The sequence below is a fragment of the Enterobacter sp. Sphag1F genome (assembly GCF_014193275.1).
Taxonomy (GTDB): domain Bacteria; phylum Pseudomonadota; class Gammaproteobacteria; order Enterobacterales; family Enterobacteriaceae; genus Pantoea; species Pantoea symbiotica.
This window is the reverse complement of the sequence record NZ_JACHZD010000002.1, coordinates 539,557-553,795: the sequence shown is the minus strand read 5'-3', so window position 1 is coordinate 553,795 and position 14,239 is coordinate 539,557. Positions and strand designations below refer to the sequence as shown.

Below are 14,239 nucleotides of genomic sequence, written 5' to 3'. Positions count from 1 at the left end.
GAATAAATAATGCATCAAGATAAAGATCTCTCAACGTGGCAGACATTCCGTCGACTCTGGCCGATGATTGCGCCCCACAAGGCTGGCCTGTATGTGTCAGCGGTGGCGCTGATACTCAATGCGGCAGGCGATACCCTGATGCTCTCTCTGTTGAAACCTTTACTGGATGATGGCTTCGGTAAAGCTGACAGATCCGTAATGCTGTGGATGCCGCTGGTGGTAATCGGCCTGATGCTGGTGCGTGGCGTGACCAGCTATATCTCCAGTTACTGCATCTCATGGGTTTCCGGCAACGTGGTCATGAACATGCGTCGCCGTCTGTTCGGCCATATGATGGGCATGCCGGTTACCTTCTTCGATCAACAGTCAACGGGTACGCTGCTATCACGCATCACCTACGATTCTGAGCAAGTTGCCTCTTCTTCTTCAAGCGCATTGGTTACCGTGGTGCGTGAAGGGGCCTCGATCATTGGCCTGTTCATTATGATGTTCTATTACAGCTGGCAGCTGTCTCTGATTCTCATTGTGTTGGCACCGATCGTCTCCTTTGCTATTCGTACCGTTTCCAAGCGTTTCCGCAGCATCAGCAAGAACATGCAGAACACTATGGGACAGGTGACAACCAGCGCCGAACAGATGCTGAAAGGGCATAAAGAAGTGCTGATTTTTGGTGGTCAGGAAGTTGAGGCAAACCGTTTTTCTCAGGTCAGCAATAAAATGCGTCAGCAAGGCATGAAACTGGTGTCGGCGTCTTCAATTTCTGATCCTGTGATTCAGTTGATTGCCTCGCTGGCACTGGCATTTGTGCTTTATGCCGCCAGCTTCCCAAGCGTGATGGATACGCTCACAGCCGGTACCATCACCGTGGTCTTCTCTTCAATGATCGCCCTGATGCGTCCGCTGAAGTCACTGACCAACGTCAATGCGCAGTTCCAGCGTGGTATGGCGGCATGTCAGACGCTGTTCTCGATTCTCGACAGTGAGCAGGAAGTGGATAACGGCAAGCGTGAGATGGATCGCGCCAAAGGTGATGTTGAATTCCGCAACGTGACCTTTACCTATCCAGGCCGTGAAATCCCTGCGCTGCGCGATATCAACCTGTCGCTGCCTGCCGGTAAAACGGTTGCACTGGTCGGTCGTTCCGGCTCGGGTAAATCCACCATGGCCAGTTTGTTGACGCGCTTCTACGACATCGACAGCGGTGAAATTTTGCTGGATGGTCACGATTTGCGTGAATACACCCTGCGCTCACTGCGTAACCAGGTCGCGCTGGTTTCCCAGAATGTGCACCTTTTCAACGACACCATCGCCAACAACATTGCGTATGCCCGCAATGGCCAATACACGCGTGAACAAATTGAGCAGGCTGCGACCATGGCGCATGCGATGGACTTCATCCAGAAGATGGATAACGGCCTCGATACCGTGATTGGTGAGAATGGCGTGCTGCTTTCTGGTGGTCAGCGTCAACGTATTGCGATTGCGCGTGCGTTATTGCGCGACTGTCCAATCTTGATTCTCGATGAAGCCACATCAGCGCTGGATACCGAATCTGAGCGTGCGATTCAGGCCGCACTAGATGAGCTGCAGAAGAACCGTACCTCACTGGTGATTGCGCACCGTCTGTCGACCATTGAAAAAGCTGATGAGATCGTCGTGGTTGAAGATGGTCGCATTGTCGAGCGTGGTACTCACAGCGTGCTGCTGGAACAGAAGGGCGCCTATGCGCAGCTTCACAAGCTGCAGTTCGGTCAATGATTGAACGCATCTGGAGCGGGCGCTCGCCGTTATGGCTACTACTATGGCCGCTGAGTCTGCTTTATGGGGCGATCACCTGGCTGATTCGCCTCAGCTTCCAGCGCGGGTGGCGAAAAAGCTGGCGCGCTCCTTGCCCGGTGATTGTGGTGGGGAACCTCACCGCAGGCGGGAATGGTAAAACGCCCGTAGTGATTTGGTTGGTGCAGGCGCTGCAACAACGCGGTTTACGTGCTGGCGTGGTGTCGCGGGGTTACGGCGGAAAGGCTGAACGATATCCGCTGTTGGTTACCGCTGAAACGCCCACGGCGCAGGCTGGCGATGAACCTGTTTTAATCGCTCAGCGTACGCAGGCGCCAGTCGCGGTTGCACCGCAGCGGCGTCTGGCGGTAGAAGGTCTGCTCGCTGCGCACGATCTGGATGTGATCATTACCGATGATGGCCTGCAGCATTACGCGCTGCAGCGCGATCGTGAAATCGTGGTGGTGGATGGTATGCGTCGTTTTGGCAATGGCTGGTGGTTACCGGCTGGGCCGATGCGTGAACGTGCTTCGCGACTTCAGACGGTGAATGCGGTGATCGTTAATGGTGGTGATGCGCAGGCAGGCGAAATTGCGATGACATTGCAGCCCGGTCTGGCGGTAAACCTGATCAGCGGCGCAACCGTAGCGTTAGCGCAGTTGCCGGAAATTGTCGCGATGGCCGGTATTGGTCATCCGCCGCGCTTCTTCAACACGCTCAAACAGCAAGGTATTCAGCCGGTGGCAGAAATTGCCTTCGCCGATCACCACGCTTACAGCGAAGACGAATTGCAACGTCTGACTCAGGCAGAACAGTGTTTGCTGATGACGGAAAAAGATGCGGTCAAATGCCGTGGCTTTGCTCGCCGAAACTGGTGGTATCTGCCGGTGGATGCGCATCTGCAGGGCGCGACGGTGGCAACCTTGTTAGACGATATCACTCATCTCTGCAGCAACGCGCGCGACGCCCGTTCGCGCTAATCTCCGAAAAGGGAACTGAGTCATGAACCGCGTCGCTTCCCTCTCGTTACAAACTGCTCGTCACCTTCATCTGGCTGCTCAGGGACTGTTACGTCCTCTGGGCCGCCGAGCGCGCTTTACCGATATTCACGCCACTGTGCGTCAAATGTCTTTGCTGCAAATCGATACCATCAATGTGGTGGCACGCAGTCCTTATCTGGTGCTGTTTAGCCGCCTTGGCGCATACCAGGCCAATTGGCTGGAACAGGCGCTGGCATCTGGCGCGTTATTTGAATATTGGGCGCATGAAGCCTGTTTTATTCCTGTCGAAGATTACCCATTGCTGCGCCATCGCATGCTGGAACCGCAGCGACTTGGCTGGAAGTACAACCAACAGTGGGTTGAGGAACATCAACAGGAAATCACTGACCTTCTGCAACACATATCCGCCAATGGTCCGGTACGTGCAGCCGATTTCAGCAATGATAAACAGACCAAACCAGGCTGGTGGGCGTGGAAGCCGCATAAGCGTCATCTGGAGAATTTGTTCAGTGCCGGTCAATTGATGGTGGTGGAGCGGCGCAACTTCCAGCGGGTTTATGATCTGCACAGCCGCGTAATGCCGGACTGGATTGATGAACAGCATGCACTGAGTGAAGACGAAGCAGTGATACAGATGTTGAGTCACAGCGCGCGCAGCCTCGGCATTTTTCGTGATAGTTGGCTAGCTGATTACTATCGCCTCAAACGCGCACCACTTAAGTCGTGGCTCATGGATGCCGCCGCACGCGGAGAGATAGCTCGCGTTGAGGTCGAGCAGCTGGGTGAAATGTGGCTACACCACGCGTTATTACCGCTGCTGGAAAAACCACTCTCGGCCACGCATACCGCGCTGTTGTCACCCTTTGATCCGGTGGTATGGGATCGTCGTCGTGCGCTGGAGCTATTTAATTTTGATTACCGCATCGAGTGCTACACGCCAGCAGAGAAGCGCAAATATGGTTATTTTGTCCTTCCAGTGCTACATCGTGGCGTATTGAAAGCGCGCATCGACGCCAAAATGGGGCGTCAGGCACAACAATTGGTAATTCGTGCATTCTGGCTGGAAGAAAGCACACGCGTCAGTAACGCTTTCCTTAATGACGTACAAAAAGCCATTAATCGCTTTGCTGCGTGGCAAGGTGCCAATGAAGTGATTATCGAAAATGCGCCGGCAGAACTGCTGGCTGCCTGGTCAAATCGCTGGTCGATTGGTGAATAAAGCCGCCATTTGTCTGGCTTGAGTGCGCCATTCACGCGCACGCTATTATGATATGCTAACCGCCTGAATCGGTCCTGAATGGAGAAGATTATGGATCACCGTTTACTCGAAATCGTTGCCTGCCCGGTATGCAACGGAAAACTCTATTTCAACAAAGAGCAGCAAGAGCTGATCTGTAAACCGGATGGCCTGGCTTACCCGGTACGTGACGGCATTCCAGTGCTGCTGGAAGTGGAAGCTCGGACGCTGTCTGTTGAAGAGATCCATCCATGAGTTTTGTTGCCATTATTCCCGCGCGTTACGCTTCAACGCGTCTGCCCGGCAAACCGCTGGTGGATATTCAGGGTAAACCGATGGTGCTGCACGTCATGGAACGCGCGCGTGAATCGGGTGCCGATCGCGTGATTGTCGCCACCGATCATCCGGATGTGGCGGCGGCGGTAACCGCAGCGGGCGGCGAAGTGTGCATGACGCGAGTCGATCATCAGTCCGGCACCGAGCGTTTGGCAGAAGTTGTCGAGAAGTATCAGTTTGCCGACGACACCATCATCGTTAACGTGCAGGGCGATGAGCCGATGATCCCGGCGGAGATTGTTCGTCAGGTGGCAGGCAATCTGGCGCAATCTGAAGCCGGAATGGCGACGCTGGCGGTACCGATTACCGATGCAGAAGAAGCCTTTAACCCGAACGCGGTGAAAGTGGTGATGGACGCCAAAGGTTATGCGCTCTACTTCTCACGCGCCACCATTCCCTGGGATCGCGAGCGTTATGCTCAATCGCGCGAGCAGATTGGCGATACGCTGCTGCGCCACATTGGTATCTACGCTTATCGCGCCGGTTTTATCCGTCGCTATATCGCGTGGGAACCTTGCCCGCTGGAGCACATTGAGCTGCTCGAACAGCTGCGCGTGCTGTGGTACGGTGAAAAGATTCACGTCGCGGTGGCAAAAGCTATCCCAAGTGTTGGGGTGGATACGCCGGAAGACCTTGAGCGGGTTCGTCTCGCTATGCAGGGTTAATCTCCGACCGGCCAGCGGCTCTCGCTGGCCTTAAAGTTTGATCTGGCGCTAAGCTTTGCGCCGCCATCACCTCCAGCATATTCCAGCCCTTTGACTTCGGAGGATATTGCATGGAACAGCTCCGTTCAGAACTCGCGTTGGTGCTCGGTGAAAGCATCAGTCGTCTCGAAACCATTAGCGAGAATACGCACACGCGGTTGTATGCGCTATACGATAACGCCGGTAAACCGATGCCGCTGGTAGCGAAGTATTTTCGTCATCAGGGACGTGCTGCGCTGGAAGCCAAAAAGCTGACCATGCTCGGCCATGATGGCTTAATTGCTGTGCCCGCAGTGTTTGGTCTGGTGCTTAGCCAGCAAAAGCCGGTACATGAAATGTTGCTGATGGCGCGCTTTAACGGCGTCTCGGCGGAAGCTCCGGCACGCAGCGCAGCACGCTGGGAACAGCTGTGCGAGCAGATCGTCGAAGGCGTATTGGCGTGGCATCGCATCGACAGTCATGGCTTAGTCGGCAGCGTGGACAGCGTGCAGGAAAATAGCTGGCCCGCATGGTATCGCCAGCGGGTGGATGTATTGTGGTCGACGCTGGGTTATCTGTCGCCGCCGTTTTTCACGCTGGAAGATCGTCAGATTCTGTTTCGCAGCCGTCAGTTATTACCGCGTCTGTTCAACGGCTTTGATGATCCCTGCGTGTTGATGCATGGCAATTTGCGCTTAGCCAGCATGCTGAAAGATGCGCACAGCGATCAGCTGATTGCGATGATGCAGCCGGGCAACATTCTCTGGGCACCACGCGAATATGATCTGATGCGCCTGGCGGATAGCGGCGCAGAAGCGTCACTGCTGCAACACTATCTGCAGCGTGCGCCCGTGGCGGAAGGTTTTCTCTGGCGACGCTGGATGTATCAACTGTGGGATTGCGTCGACACGCTGGTCAGCAGCGGACAGTTTGACCGCCCGCGCTTCGATCATGCTCGTGCGCAATTACTCCCCTGGCTGGGTTGAGGTGAGATCGTCACCGCGCAGTTTCTGCCAGATCTGTCCCAGCGTTTCATAGATCGCTCGCTCACTGTGACCGAGCCACAGCGGTGACGGAATGGCGCGTTCCCACCAGTTGAGCGGCGATGTCACCGCCAGCTGGTTCGCCGGTGCAGCCAGCGGATTCATGCCAGCACTTTGGAAGAATTGCATCGCACGTGGCAAGTGGTTGGCGGATGTCACCAGTAAAAACGGATGTTCCCCAATCGTCTGTTTCACCGCGCGAGCTTCACCAATCGTATCCCGTGGTTGATCCAACTGAATAATCGCTTCTGATGGCACACCCAGACTTTCTGCCACTTCAGCCGCCACGCTGGCGCTGCTGCGTGGGTTTTCGCCTGCTGCTGCGCCAGTAAAGATCATTTTCGCCTGCGGATAGCGCCGCCACTGACGCACGCCTTCAGCCACGCGCGGCAAACTGTTACTGATTAAATTCGAACTCGGCGCCCAATTCGGATTGAAGGTATAGCCGCCGCCAAGCACCACGATATAATCGACCGGCTCGTTACCGTTCCAGGTGGGATAATGATTTTCCAGCGGTGATAGCAGGCGATCGGCAATCGGCTGCAGGCTTAAAACCAGTAATAGCAGCCAACTGCAAGAGATGAGGATTTTGCCGCTTTTTTGCCAGCGGCTGAACCAGAGCAGTAAAAGTCCTGCCGCCATCAGCAATAACAGCAGCGGCAAGGGGAGCAACATCCCGCCAATGACTTTTTTAAATGCGAAAAACATCGAATATGGCCTCTTTTGTCCAAAAAAACAGCTGCCAGACGGTTACTGCGGCATGAAAGGTTCATTCTTGTTGAGCCTGTGACAAAATAGCACAAGTTGAATGCAGCAAAGCGGAGCCATCATCATGCAGGATCGTAACTTTGACGATCTGGCGGACAAATTCTCACAGAACATTTATGGCACGCGCAAAGGGCAAGTGCGCCAGGCGATTGTCTGGGACGAGCTGGAAGCCCTGTTACCGACACTGCCTGCCGGACCTTTAAAGGTGCTGGATGCCGGCGGTGGCGTGGGACAAGTCTCAAGCGGGCTGGCGGCGCGCGGTCATCAGGTGGTGCTGTGCGATCTCTCTGCTGAGATGCTGAAGCTGGCGGAAGCCCATGCGCTCGCCGCAGGTGTGAGCCACAACATGCAATTCAAACAAATTAGCGCCCAGCAGGTGGGCGAACATTTGGATACGCAGGTTGATCTGGTATTGTTTCACGCGGTGTTGGAATGGGTCGCGCATCCGGAAGAGGTGCTGCAAGCGCTGTGGCACACACTCAAGCCCGGCGGCGTGCTGTCGTTGATGTTTTACAACGCGCACGGCTTAACCTTCCGCACCCTGACGCTCGGCAATTTCGGCTATATGCGCGCCAATATGAGCAAACGTAAAAAGCGCACGCTGTCGCCCGATTTCCCGCGCGATCCCGATGATGTGACGCGCTGGCTGACAAACTGTGGATTTGAAATTGAACGGCGTGCAGGCATTCGCGTCTTCTGTGATTACATGAAGCCGCAACCCGGCGCAGGGAAGAGCGTTGAGGAAATCATTGAGATGGAACGGCGTTTCTGTCGCCAGGAGCCCTTTTTAAGTTTAGGGCGCTATATCCACGTGACCGCGCGCAAACCCAGCTAGAAGGATCAACTATGAGCGAATTTTCCCAGACGGTCCCCGAATTGGTGGCATGGGCGCGCAAGAACGATTTTTCGCTTGCGCTGCCGGTAGAACGTCTGGCCTTTTTGCTGGCCATCGCCACCTTAAACGGTGAGCGCATGGACGGCGAGATGAGTGAAGGCGAGCTGATTGACGCGTTTCGTCACGTTAGCAAAGCATTCGAACAAACCCACGAAACCGTGCAGGTCCGTGCCAACAACGCCATCAATGACATGGTGCGTCAGCGCTTGCTTAATCGCTTTACCAGCGAGCTGACGGAAGGCCACGCCATCTATCGTCTGACGCCGCTCGCCATCGGCATTACCGACTATTACATCCGTCAGCGCGAGTTCTCGACGCTTCGCCTGTCGATGCAGCTGTCGATTGTGGCGCAAGAGTTAAAACGTGCCGCAGATGCCGCCGAAGAAGACGGTGACGAATTCCACTGGCATCGCAATGTGTTTGCACCACTGAAATATTCGGTGGCGGAAATCTTCGATAGCATCGACATGACGCAACGTCTGATGGATGAGCAGCAGCAAGCGGTGAAAACCGATATTGCCGATCTGCTCAACAAAGACTGGCGCGCGGCGATCTCCAGCTGTGAAATGCTACTGTCGGAAACCTCCGGTACGCTACGTGAACTGCAGGATACGCTGGAAGCAGCGGGCGATAAGCTGCAGGCCAATTTGCTGCGTATTCAGGATGCAACGCTGAGCAGCCCGGATCTGGGCTTTGTCGATAAGCTGGTATTTGACCTGCAAAACAAGCTCGATCGCATCATCAGCTGGGGCCAGCAGGCTATCGATCTGTGGATCGGCTACGACCGCCACGTACACAAGTTTATTCGTACCGCCATCGACATGGATAAGAACCGCGTGTTTGCGCAGCGTTTACGCCTGTCGGTGCAAAACTATTTCGATCAGCCGTGGGCGCTGACCTACGCCAATGCCGATCGTCTTTACGATATGCGCGATGAAGAGATGACGCTGCGTAATGACGAGGTGATGGGCGAGCTGCCGCCGGAAATGGAATACGAAGAGTTTAATGAGATTCGCGAGCAGCTGGCCGCGATGATCGAAGAGGCGCTGCAAATTTATAAGCAGGAGCAGAAGCCGCTCCATCTTGCCACGGTGATGCGCGACTATCTGTCGCAGTATCCGCGCGCGCGCCACTTTGATTTGGCGCGTATCGTCATCGATCAAGCGGTGCGACTCGGCGTGGCCGAAGCTGATTTAGCCGGTCTGCCTGCGCAATGGCAGGCCATTAATGATTACGGAGCCAAGGTGCAGGCACATGTCATCGACAAATATTGAACAAGTGATGCCAGTCAAACTGGCATTGGCTCTGGCAAACCCGATTTTCCCGGCGCTCGATAGCCAGTTACGCGCGGGTCGCCACATTGGCATTGAAGAGCTAGATAATCACGCCTTCCTGATGGATTACCAGGAATATCTCGAAGAGTTTTACGCGCGCTACAACGTTGAGCTGATCCGCGCGCCGGAAGGCTTCTTCTATCTGCGTCCGCGTTCAACCACCTTGATTCCGCGCTCGGTGCTGTCCGAGCTGGACATGATGGTGGGCAAAATTCTTTGCTATCTCTACCTCAGCCCGGAACGTCTGGCAAATGAGGGGATTTTTACCCAGCAAGAGCTGTATGACGAACTGCTGTCGCTGGCCGATGAGAGCAAACTGCTTAAGCTGGTAAACCAGCGATCCACCGGTTCCGATCTTGACCGCGCCAAGCTGCAGGAAAAAATGCGTGCGTCGCTGAGCCGCCTGCGCCGTCTTGGCATGGTGTGGTTTATGGGCAACGACAGCAGCAAATTCCGCATCACCGAATCGGTGTTCCGCTTTGGCGCCGACGTGCGCAGCGGTGATGATGCGCGTGAAGCGCAGCTGCGCCTGATTCGTGACGGTGAAGCGATGACGCTGGAAAGCGCGCCGGCTGCGGCAGAAAACGATGAAGCAGATAACGATATTGACGCTGATAGCGACGCGAGTGATAACGCGGAGGATGAACAAGCATGATTGAACGCGGTAAATTTCGTTCGCTAACGCTGATCAACTGGAACGGCTTCTTTGCCCGTACTTTTGATCTTGATGAACTGGTCACCACGCTTTCGGGCGGTAACGGTGCGGGTAAATCCACCACCATGGCCGCCTTCGTTACGGCGATGATCCCTGACTTAACCTTGCTGCACTTCCGTAACACCACTGAAGCCGGTGCAACATCGGGCTCACGCGATAAAGGTCTGCACGGCAAGCTGCGCGCTGGCGTCTGCTATTCGGTGCTGGATGTGGTCAACTCACGCCATCAACGCGTGATTGTTGGCGTACGTCTGCAGCAGGTAGCGGGACGCGATAAAAAGGTCGATATCAAGCCATTCAGTATTCACGGCTTGCCGAGCGATTCACAGGCCACCGATATGCTGACCGAAATCCTCAACAACCGTCAGGCGCGCGTATTGCCGCTGGCGGAAGTGAAGGAGCGCGTGGAAGCGCAGGAAGGCGTGCAGTTCAAACAGTACAACTCGGTCACCGATTATCACGCGGTGCTGTTCGAGCTCGGCGTGGTGCCGCGTCGTCTGCGTAACGCCAGCGATCGCAGCAAGTTCTATCGTCTGATCGAAGCCTCGCTGTACGGCGGTATCTCCAGCGCCATCACCCGCTCGCTGCGCGATTACCTGCTGCCAGAAAACGGCGGCGTGCGTAAAGCCTTCCAGGATATGGAAGCCGCGCTGCGTGAAAACCGTATGACGCTGGAAGCGATTCGCGTCACCCAATCCGATCGCGACCTGTTTAAGCATCTGATTTCTGAAGCCACCAGCTACGTTTCCGCCGACTACATGCGCCACGCCAACGAGCGTCGCATTCACCTCGATGGCGCGCTGCAGCTGCGTAATGAGCTGTTTACCAGCCGCAATCAGCTGATTTCCGAGCAGTATCGCCACATTGAAATGGCGCGTGAGTTGTCCGAGCACAACGGTGCCGAGAGCGATCTGGAAAGCGATTATCAGGGCGCCAGCGACCACCTGAATCTGGTGCAAACCGCCATGCGCCAGCAGGAGAAGATTGAGCGTTACGATGCCGATCTGGAAGAGCTGACTTATCGCCTTGAAGAGCAAAATGAAGTTGTAGCCGAAGCGCGCGAAGTGCAGGAAGAGAATGAAGCACGCGCCGAAGCGGCTGAAGTGGAAGTGGATGAGCTGAAAAGCCAGCTTGCCGACTTCCAGCAAGCGCTCGACGTGCAGCAGACGCGTGCCATTCAGTATCAGCAAGCCTTGCAGGCGCTGGAGAAAGCACGCACACAGTGTCAACTGCCCGATTTATCTATCGATAACGCCGCTGAATGGCAGGAAACCTTCCAGGCGCGTGAAGAGGAAGCCACCGAGCGCCTGCTGCGTCTCGAACAGAAGCTGAGCGTCGCCGAAGCGGCACACAGCCAGTTTGAGCAAGCGTTAGCGTTAGTCACCAGCATCGCCGGTGACGTTGGTCGTCAGGATGCGTGGCAAGTGGGGCGTGATTTACTGCGTGACGCCGGCAATCAGCGTCATCATGCCGAACAACTCTCCTCGCTGCGTCTGCGTCTCAATGAATTAGAAACCCGTCTGCGTGAGCAGCATGATGCCGAGCGTCTGCTGGCGGATTTCTGCAAACGTCAGGGCCAGCAATACGATGCGGATGCGCTGGACGGCTTGCAGCGTGAACTCGAAGCGCAGATTGAACAGCTGAATAGCAGCGTTGCCGATGCCGGCGAACGCCGCATGTTGATGCGTCAGGAGCTGGAGCAGCTGCGTGAACGCATCACTGCGCTGACCGCGCGTGCGCCACACTGGCTGGCGGCGCAGGAAATTCTGACGCAGCTGAGCGAGCAAACCGGTCAGGAGCTGACCAGCAGCCAGCAGATCACTGAATTTATGCAGCAACTGCTGGAGCGCGAGCGTGAAACCACGGTTGAACGCGACGAGCTGGCCGCGCGTAAGCGCGAAGTTGAACAGCAGATTGAACGTCTGAGCCAACCGGGCGGCGCGGAAGATGCGCGCCTGACGCAGCTGGCGGAACGTTTTGGCGGCGTGCTGCTGTCAGAAATTTATGATGACGTTACGCTGGATGACGCGCCGTACTTCTCGGCGTTATACGGTCCATCGCGCCACGCCATCGTGGTGCCGGATCTGTCGCTGGTGCGCGACTTGCTCGACGGTTTAGACGAGTGCCCGGAAGATCTCTATCTGATTGAAGGCGATCCGCAAGCCTTTGATGACAGCGTATTTAGCGTCGAAGAGCTGGAAAAAGCGGTGGTAGTGAAAGTGGCTGAGCGTCAGTGGCGCTATTCCCGCTTCCCGAAAGTGCCGCTGTTTGGTCGCGCGGCGCGTGAAAACCAGCTTGAGTTGCTGAACAACGAACGTGAACAGCTGGCTGAGCGTTATGCCACGCTGTCGTTTGATGTGCAGAAAACCCAGCGTCTACATCAATCCTTCAGCCGCTTTATCGGCAGTCATTTAGCGGTGGCGTTTGACGAAGATCCGGAAGCGCAGATTCGTCAGCTTAACAGCCGCCGTGGCGAGCTGGAGCGGGCGCTGGCGCAGCATGAAAATGACAATCAGCAGCAGCGTGCGCAGTATGAACAGGCAAAAGAGGGCGTCAGCCAGCTGAACCGCCTGTTGCCACGCGTTAATCTGCTGCTCGACGACACGCTTGGCGATCGCTGTGAAGAGATCCGCGAGCGCGTGGAAGAAGCGCAGGAAGCCGCGCGCTTCCTGCATCAGCACGGCAACAAACTCAGCAAGCTGGAGCCGCTGATTTCTGTACTGCAAAGCGATCCGCAGCAGCACGATCAGCTGCAACGTGACTATCAGCAGGCACAGCAGCAGCAGCGCGATGCGCGTCAACAGGCCTTTGCCCTGACCGAAGTGGTGCAGCGTCGTGCGCACTTCAGCTATGAAAGTTCGGCGGGCATGTTGGGCGGTAACAGCGATCTCAATGAACAGTTGCGTCAGCGTCTGGAACAGGCGGAAGGTGAGCGCAGCCGCGCACGTGAACGTCTGCGTGGACATCAGGCGCAGTTGACGCAGTATTCGCAGGTGCTGGCTTCGCTGAAAAGTTCTTACGATGCCAAACGCGACATGCTGAAAGAGTTGCAGCAAGAGATGCAGGACATCGGCGTGCATGCCGATGCCAGCGCAGAAGAGCGTGCGCGCATTCGTCGTGATGAGCTGTACAGCGCGTTGAGCCACAACCGTGCGCGTCGCAACCAGCTGGAAAAACAGATCACCTTCTGTGAAGCTGAAATGGACAGCCTGCAGAAGAAACTGCGCAAGCTGGAACGCGATTATCATCAGATTCGTGAGCAGGTGGTCAGCGCGAAAGCCGGCTGGTGCACGGTGTTGCGCCTGGTTAAAGAGAACGGCGTTGAGCGTCGTCTGCATCGTCGTGAACTGGCCTATCTCAGCGGCGATGAGCTGCGTTCGATGTCGGATAAGGCGCTGGGGGCTCTGCGTCTGGCGGTAGCGGATAACGAGCATCTGCGCGATGTGCTGCGCATGTCGGAAGATCCGAAACGTCCGGAACGCAAGATTCAGTTCTTTATCGCGGTGTATCAGCATCTGCGCGAGCGTATTCGTCAGGACATCATTCGTACCGACGATCCAGTTGAAGCTATCGAGCAGATGGAAATCGAGCTGAATCGTCTGACCGAAGAGCTGACGGCGCGTGAACAGACGCTGGCAATCAGCTCACGCAGCGCGGCGAACATCATTCGCAAAACCATTCAGCGCGAGCAGAACCGTATCCGCCAGCTGAACCAGGGTTTGCAGGCGGTGAGCTTTGGTCAGGTGCGCAGCGTGCGCCTCAACGTGAACGTGCGTGAAGCGCACTCAACGCTACTGGATACGCTGTCGGAAGAGCATGAACAGCATCAGGATCTGTTTACCAGCAACCGCTTAACCTTCTCGGAAGCGCTGGCGAAACTCTATCAACGCCTGAATCCGCAGATCGATATGGGCCAGCGTACGCCGCAAACCATTGGTGAAGAGCTGCTCGACTACCGCAACTATCTTGAGATGGAAGTGGAAGTGAATCGTGGCTCTGATGGCTGGTTACGTGCAGAAAGTGGTGCGCTCTCGACCGGTGAAGCGATCGGTACCGGGATGTCGATTCTGGTGATGGTTGTGCAGAGCTGGGAAGAGGAATCACGTCGTCTGCGCGGCAAAGATATCTCGCCGTGTCGTCTGCTGTTCCTCGATGAAGCGGCACGTCTGGATGCCCGTTCAATCGCCACGCTGTTTGAGCTGTGCGAACGTCTGGAGATGCAGCTGATCATCGCGGCACCAGAGAATATAAGCCCAGAAAAAGGCACCACTTACAAACTGGTGCGTAAAATGTTCAATAACACCGAACACGTGCATGTGGTCGGTCTGCGCGGCTTCTCGGCGGATCCTGCACCGAGCAAGGATCAAAGTCCTAAGGTCGGTCTTGAATTTGAGAATTCATAGCGCTTAATCTGGTTAAAAAACAGCACTACGTTTAATCTGTATGCGGCA

The 14,239-nt window shown here is 55.7% G+C and carries 11 protein-coding genes; 10 read left to right on the top strand and 1 reads right to left on the bottom strand.

The window, feature by feature from the left end:
• Window positions 1-9: 9 nt before the first annotated feature.
• From msbA to FHW71_RS08065, 6 genes are all read left to right on the top strand, one after another.
• Complete coding sequence (msbA, locus tag FHW71_RS08090; protein ID WP_179451377.1) at window positions 10-1,758, top strand: lipid A ABC transporter ATP-binding protein/permease MsbA; 1,749 nt, start codon at window positions 10-12, stop codon at window positions 1,756-1,758.
• On the top strand, window positions 1,755-2,756 hold the full coding sequence (gene lpxK, locus FHW71_RS08085; protein ID WP_179451375.1) for a tetraacyldisaccharide 4'-kinase: 1,002 nt from the start codon (window positions 1,755-1,757) through the stop codon (window positions 2,754-2,756). The genes msbA and lpxK overlap by 4 nt, the downstream gene beginning before the upstream one ends.
• A gap of 22 nt (window positions 2,757-2,778) precedes the next feature.
• On the top strand, window positions 2,779-3,996 hold the full coding sequence (locus tag FHW71_RS08080) for a winged helix-turn-helix domain-containing protein (protein ID WP_179451373.1): 1,218 nt from the start codon (window positions 2,779-2,781) through the stop codon (window positions 3,994-3,996).
• Window positions 3,997-4,086: 90 nt separating this feature from the next.
• Window positions 4,087-4,269 (top strand): Trm112 family protein, encoded by a 183-nt coding sequence (locus FHW71_RS08075; RefSeq protein WP_007887424.1) that lies wholly within the window; start codon window positions 4,087-4,089, stop codon window positions 4,267-4,269.
• Complete coding sequence (kdsB, locus tag FHW71_RS08070; RefSeq protein ID WP_154153026.1) at window positions 4,266-5,015, top strand: 3-deoxy-manno-octulosonate cytidylyltransferase; 750 nt, start codon at window positions 4,266-4,268, stop codon at window positions 5,013-5,015. The genes FHW71_RS08075 and kdsB overlap by 4 nt, the downstream gene beginning before the upstream one ends.
• A 110-nt stretch (window positions 5,016-5,125) precedes the next feature.
• Window positions 5,126-6,019 (top strand): YcbJ family phosphotransferase, encoded by an 894-nt coding sequence (locus FHW71_RS08065; RefSeq protein WP_179451371.1) that lies wholly within the window; start codon window positions 5,126-5,128, stop codon window positions 6,017-6,019.
• Here FHW71_RS08065 and elyC read toward each other — a convergent pair.
• A complete protein-coding gene (gene elyC / locus FHW71_RS08060; protein ID WP_179451369.1) occupies window positions 5,999-6,784 on the bottom strand; it encodes an envelope biogenesis factor ElyC in 786 nt (261 codons plus the stop codon). The genes FHW71_RS08065 and elyC overlap by 21 nt on opposite strands.
• Window positions 6,785-6,908: 124 nt before the next feature.
• Here elyC and cmoM point away from each other — a divergent pair, with 124 nt between their 5' ends.
• From cmoM to mukB, 4 genes are read left to right on the top strand one after another with little or no spacing between them, the layout of a single operon-like run.
• Complete coding sequence (gene cmoM, locus FHW71_RS08055) at window positions 6,909-7,679, top strand: tRNA uridine 5-oxyacetic acid(34) methyltransferase CmoM (RefSeq protein WP_179451366.1); 771 nt, start codon at window positions 6,909-6,911, stop codon at window positions 7,677-7,679.
• Between the two features lie 11 nt (window positions 7,680-7,690).
• Complete coding sequence (gene mukF / locus FHW71_RS08050; RefSeq protein ID WP_007887410.1) at window positions 7,691-9,013, top strand: chromosome partition protein MukF; 1,323 nt, start codon at window positions 7,691-7,693, stop codon at window positions 9,011-9,013.
• Window positions 8,994-9,728 carry a chromosome partition protein MukE gene (mukE, locus tag FHW71_RS08045; protein ID WP_008102376.1) on the top strand — a complete coding sequence of 245 codons (735 nt, stop codon included), beginning with the start codon at window positions 8,994-8,996 and terminating at the stop codon, window positions 9,726-9,728. Before mukF ends, mukE begins: the two co-directional genes overlap by 20 nt.
• Window positions 9,725-14,191, top strand: a complete 4,467-nt coding sequence (gene mukB, locus FHW71_RS08040) for a chromosome partition protein MukB (protein ID WP_179451364.1) — start codon at window positions 9,725-9,727, stop codon at window positions 14,189-14,191. The genes mukE and mukB overlap by 4 nt, the downstream gene beginning before the upstream one ends.
• Window positions 14,192-14,239: the final 48 nt, after the last annotated feature.

What these genes read in the sequence shown, in the direction of transcription:
- mukB (WP_179451364.1), top strand. Translation starts at nt 9,725, where the DNA reads ATGATTGAACGCGGTAAATTTCGTTCGCTAACGCTGATCAACTGGAAC.
- FHW71_RS08080 (WP_179451373.1), top strand. Translation starts at nt 2,779, where the DNA reads ATGAACCGCGTCGCTTCCCTCTCGTTACAAACTGCTCGTCACCTTCAT.
- kdsB (WP_154153026.1), top strand. Translation starts at nt 4,266, where the DNA reads ATGAGTTTTGTTGCCATTATTCCCGCGCGTTACGCTTCAACGCGTCTG.
- lpxK (WP_179451375.1), top strand. Translation starts at nt 1,755, where the DNA reads ATGATTGAACGCATCTGGAGCGGGCGCTCGCCGTTATGGCTACTACTA.
- msbA (WP_179451377.1), top strand. Translation starts at nt 10, where the DNA reads ATGCATCAAGATAAAGATCTCTCAACGTGGCAGACATTCCGTCGACTC.
- elyC (WP_179451369.1), bottom strand. Translation starts at nt 6,784, where the DNA reads ATGTTTTTCGCATTTAAAAAAGTCATTGGCGGGATGTTGCTCCCCTTG.
- FHW71_RS08075 (WP_007887424.1), top strand. Translation starts at nt 4,087, where the DNA reads ATGGATCACCGTTTACTCGAAATCGTTGCCTGCCCGGTATGCAACGGA.
- FHW71_RS08065 (WP_179451371.1), top strand. Translation starts at nt 5,126, where the DNA reads ATGGAACAGCTCCGTTCAGAACTCGCGTTGGTGCTCGGTGAAAGCATC.
- cmoM (WP_179451366.1), top strand. Translation starts at nt 6,909, where the DNA reads ATGCAGGATCGTAACTTTGACGATCTGGCGGACAAATTCTCACAGAAC.
- mukF (WP_007887410.1), top strand. Translation starts at nt 7,691, where the DNA reads ATGAGCGAATTTTCCCAGACGGTCCCCGAATTGGTGGCATGGGCGCGC.
- mukE (WP_008102376.1), top strand. Translation starts at nt 8,994, where the DNA reads ATGTCATCGACAAATATTGAACAAGTGATGCCAGTCAAACTGGCATTG.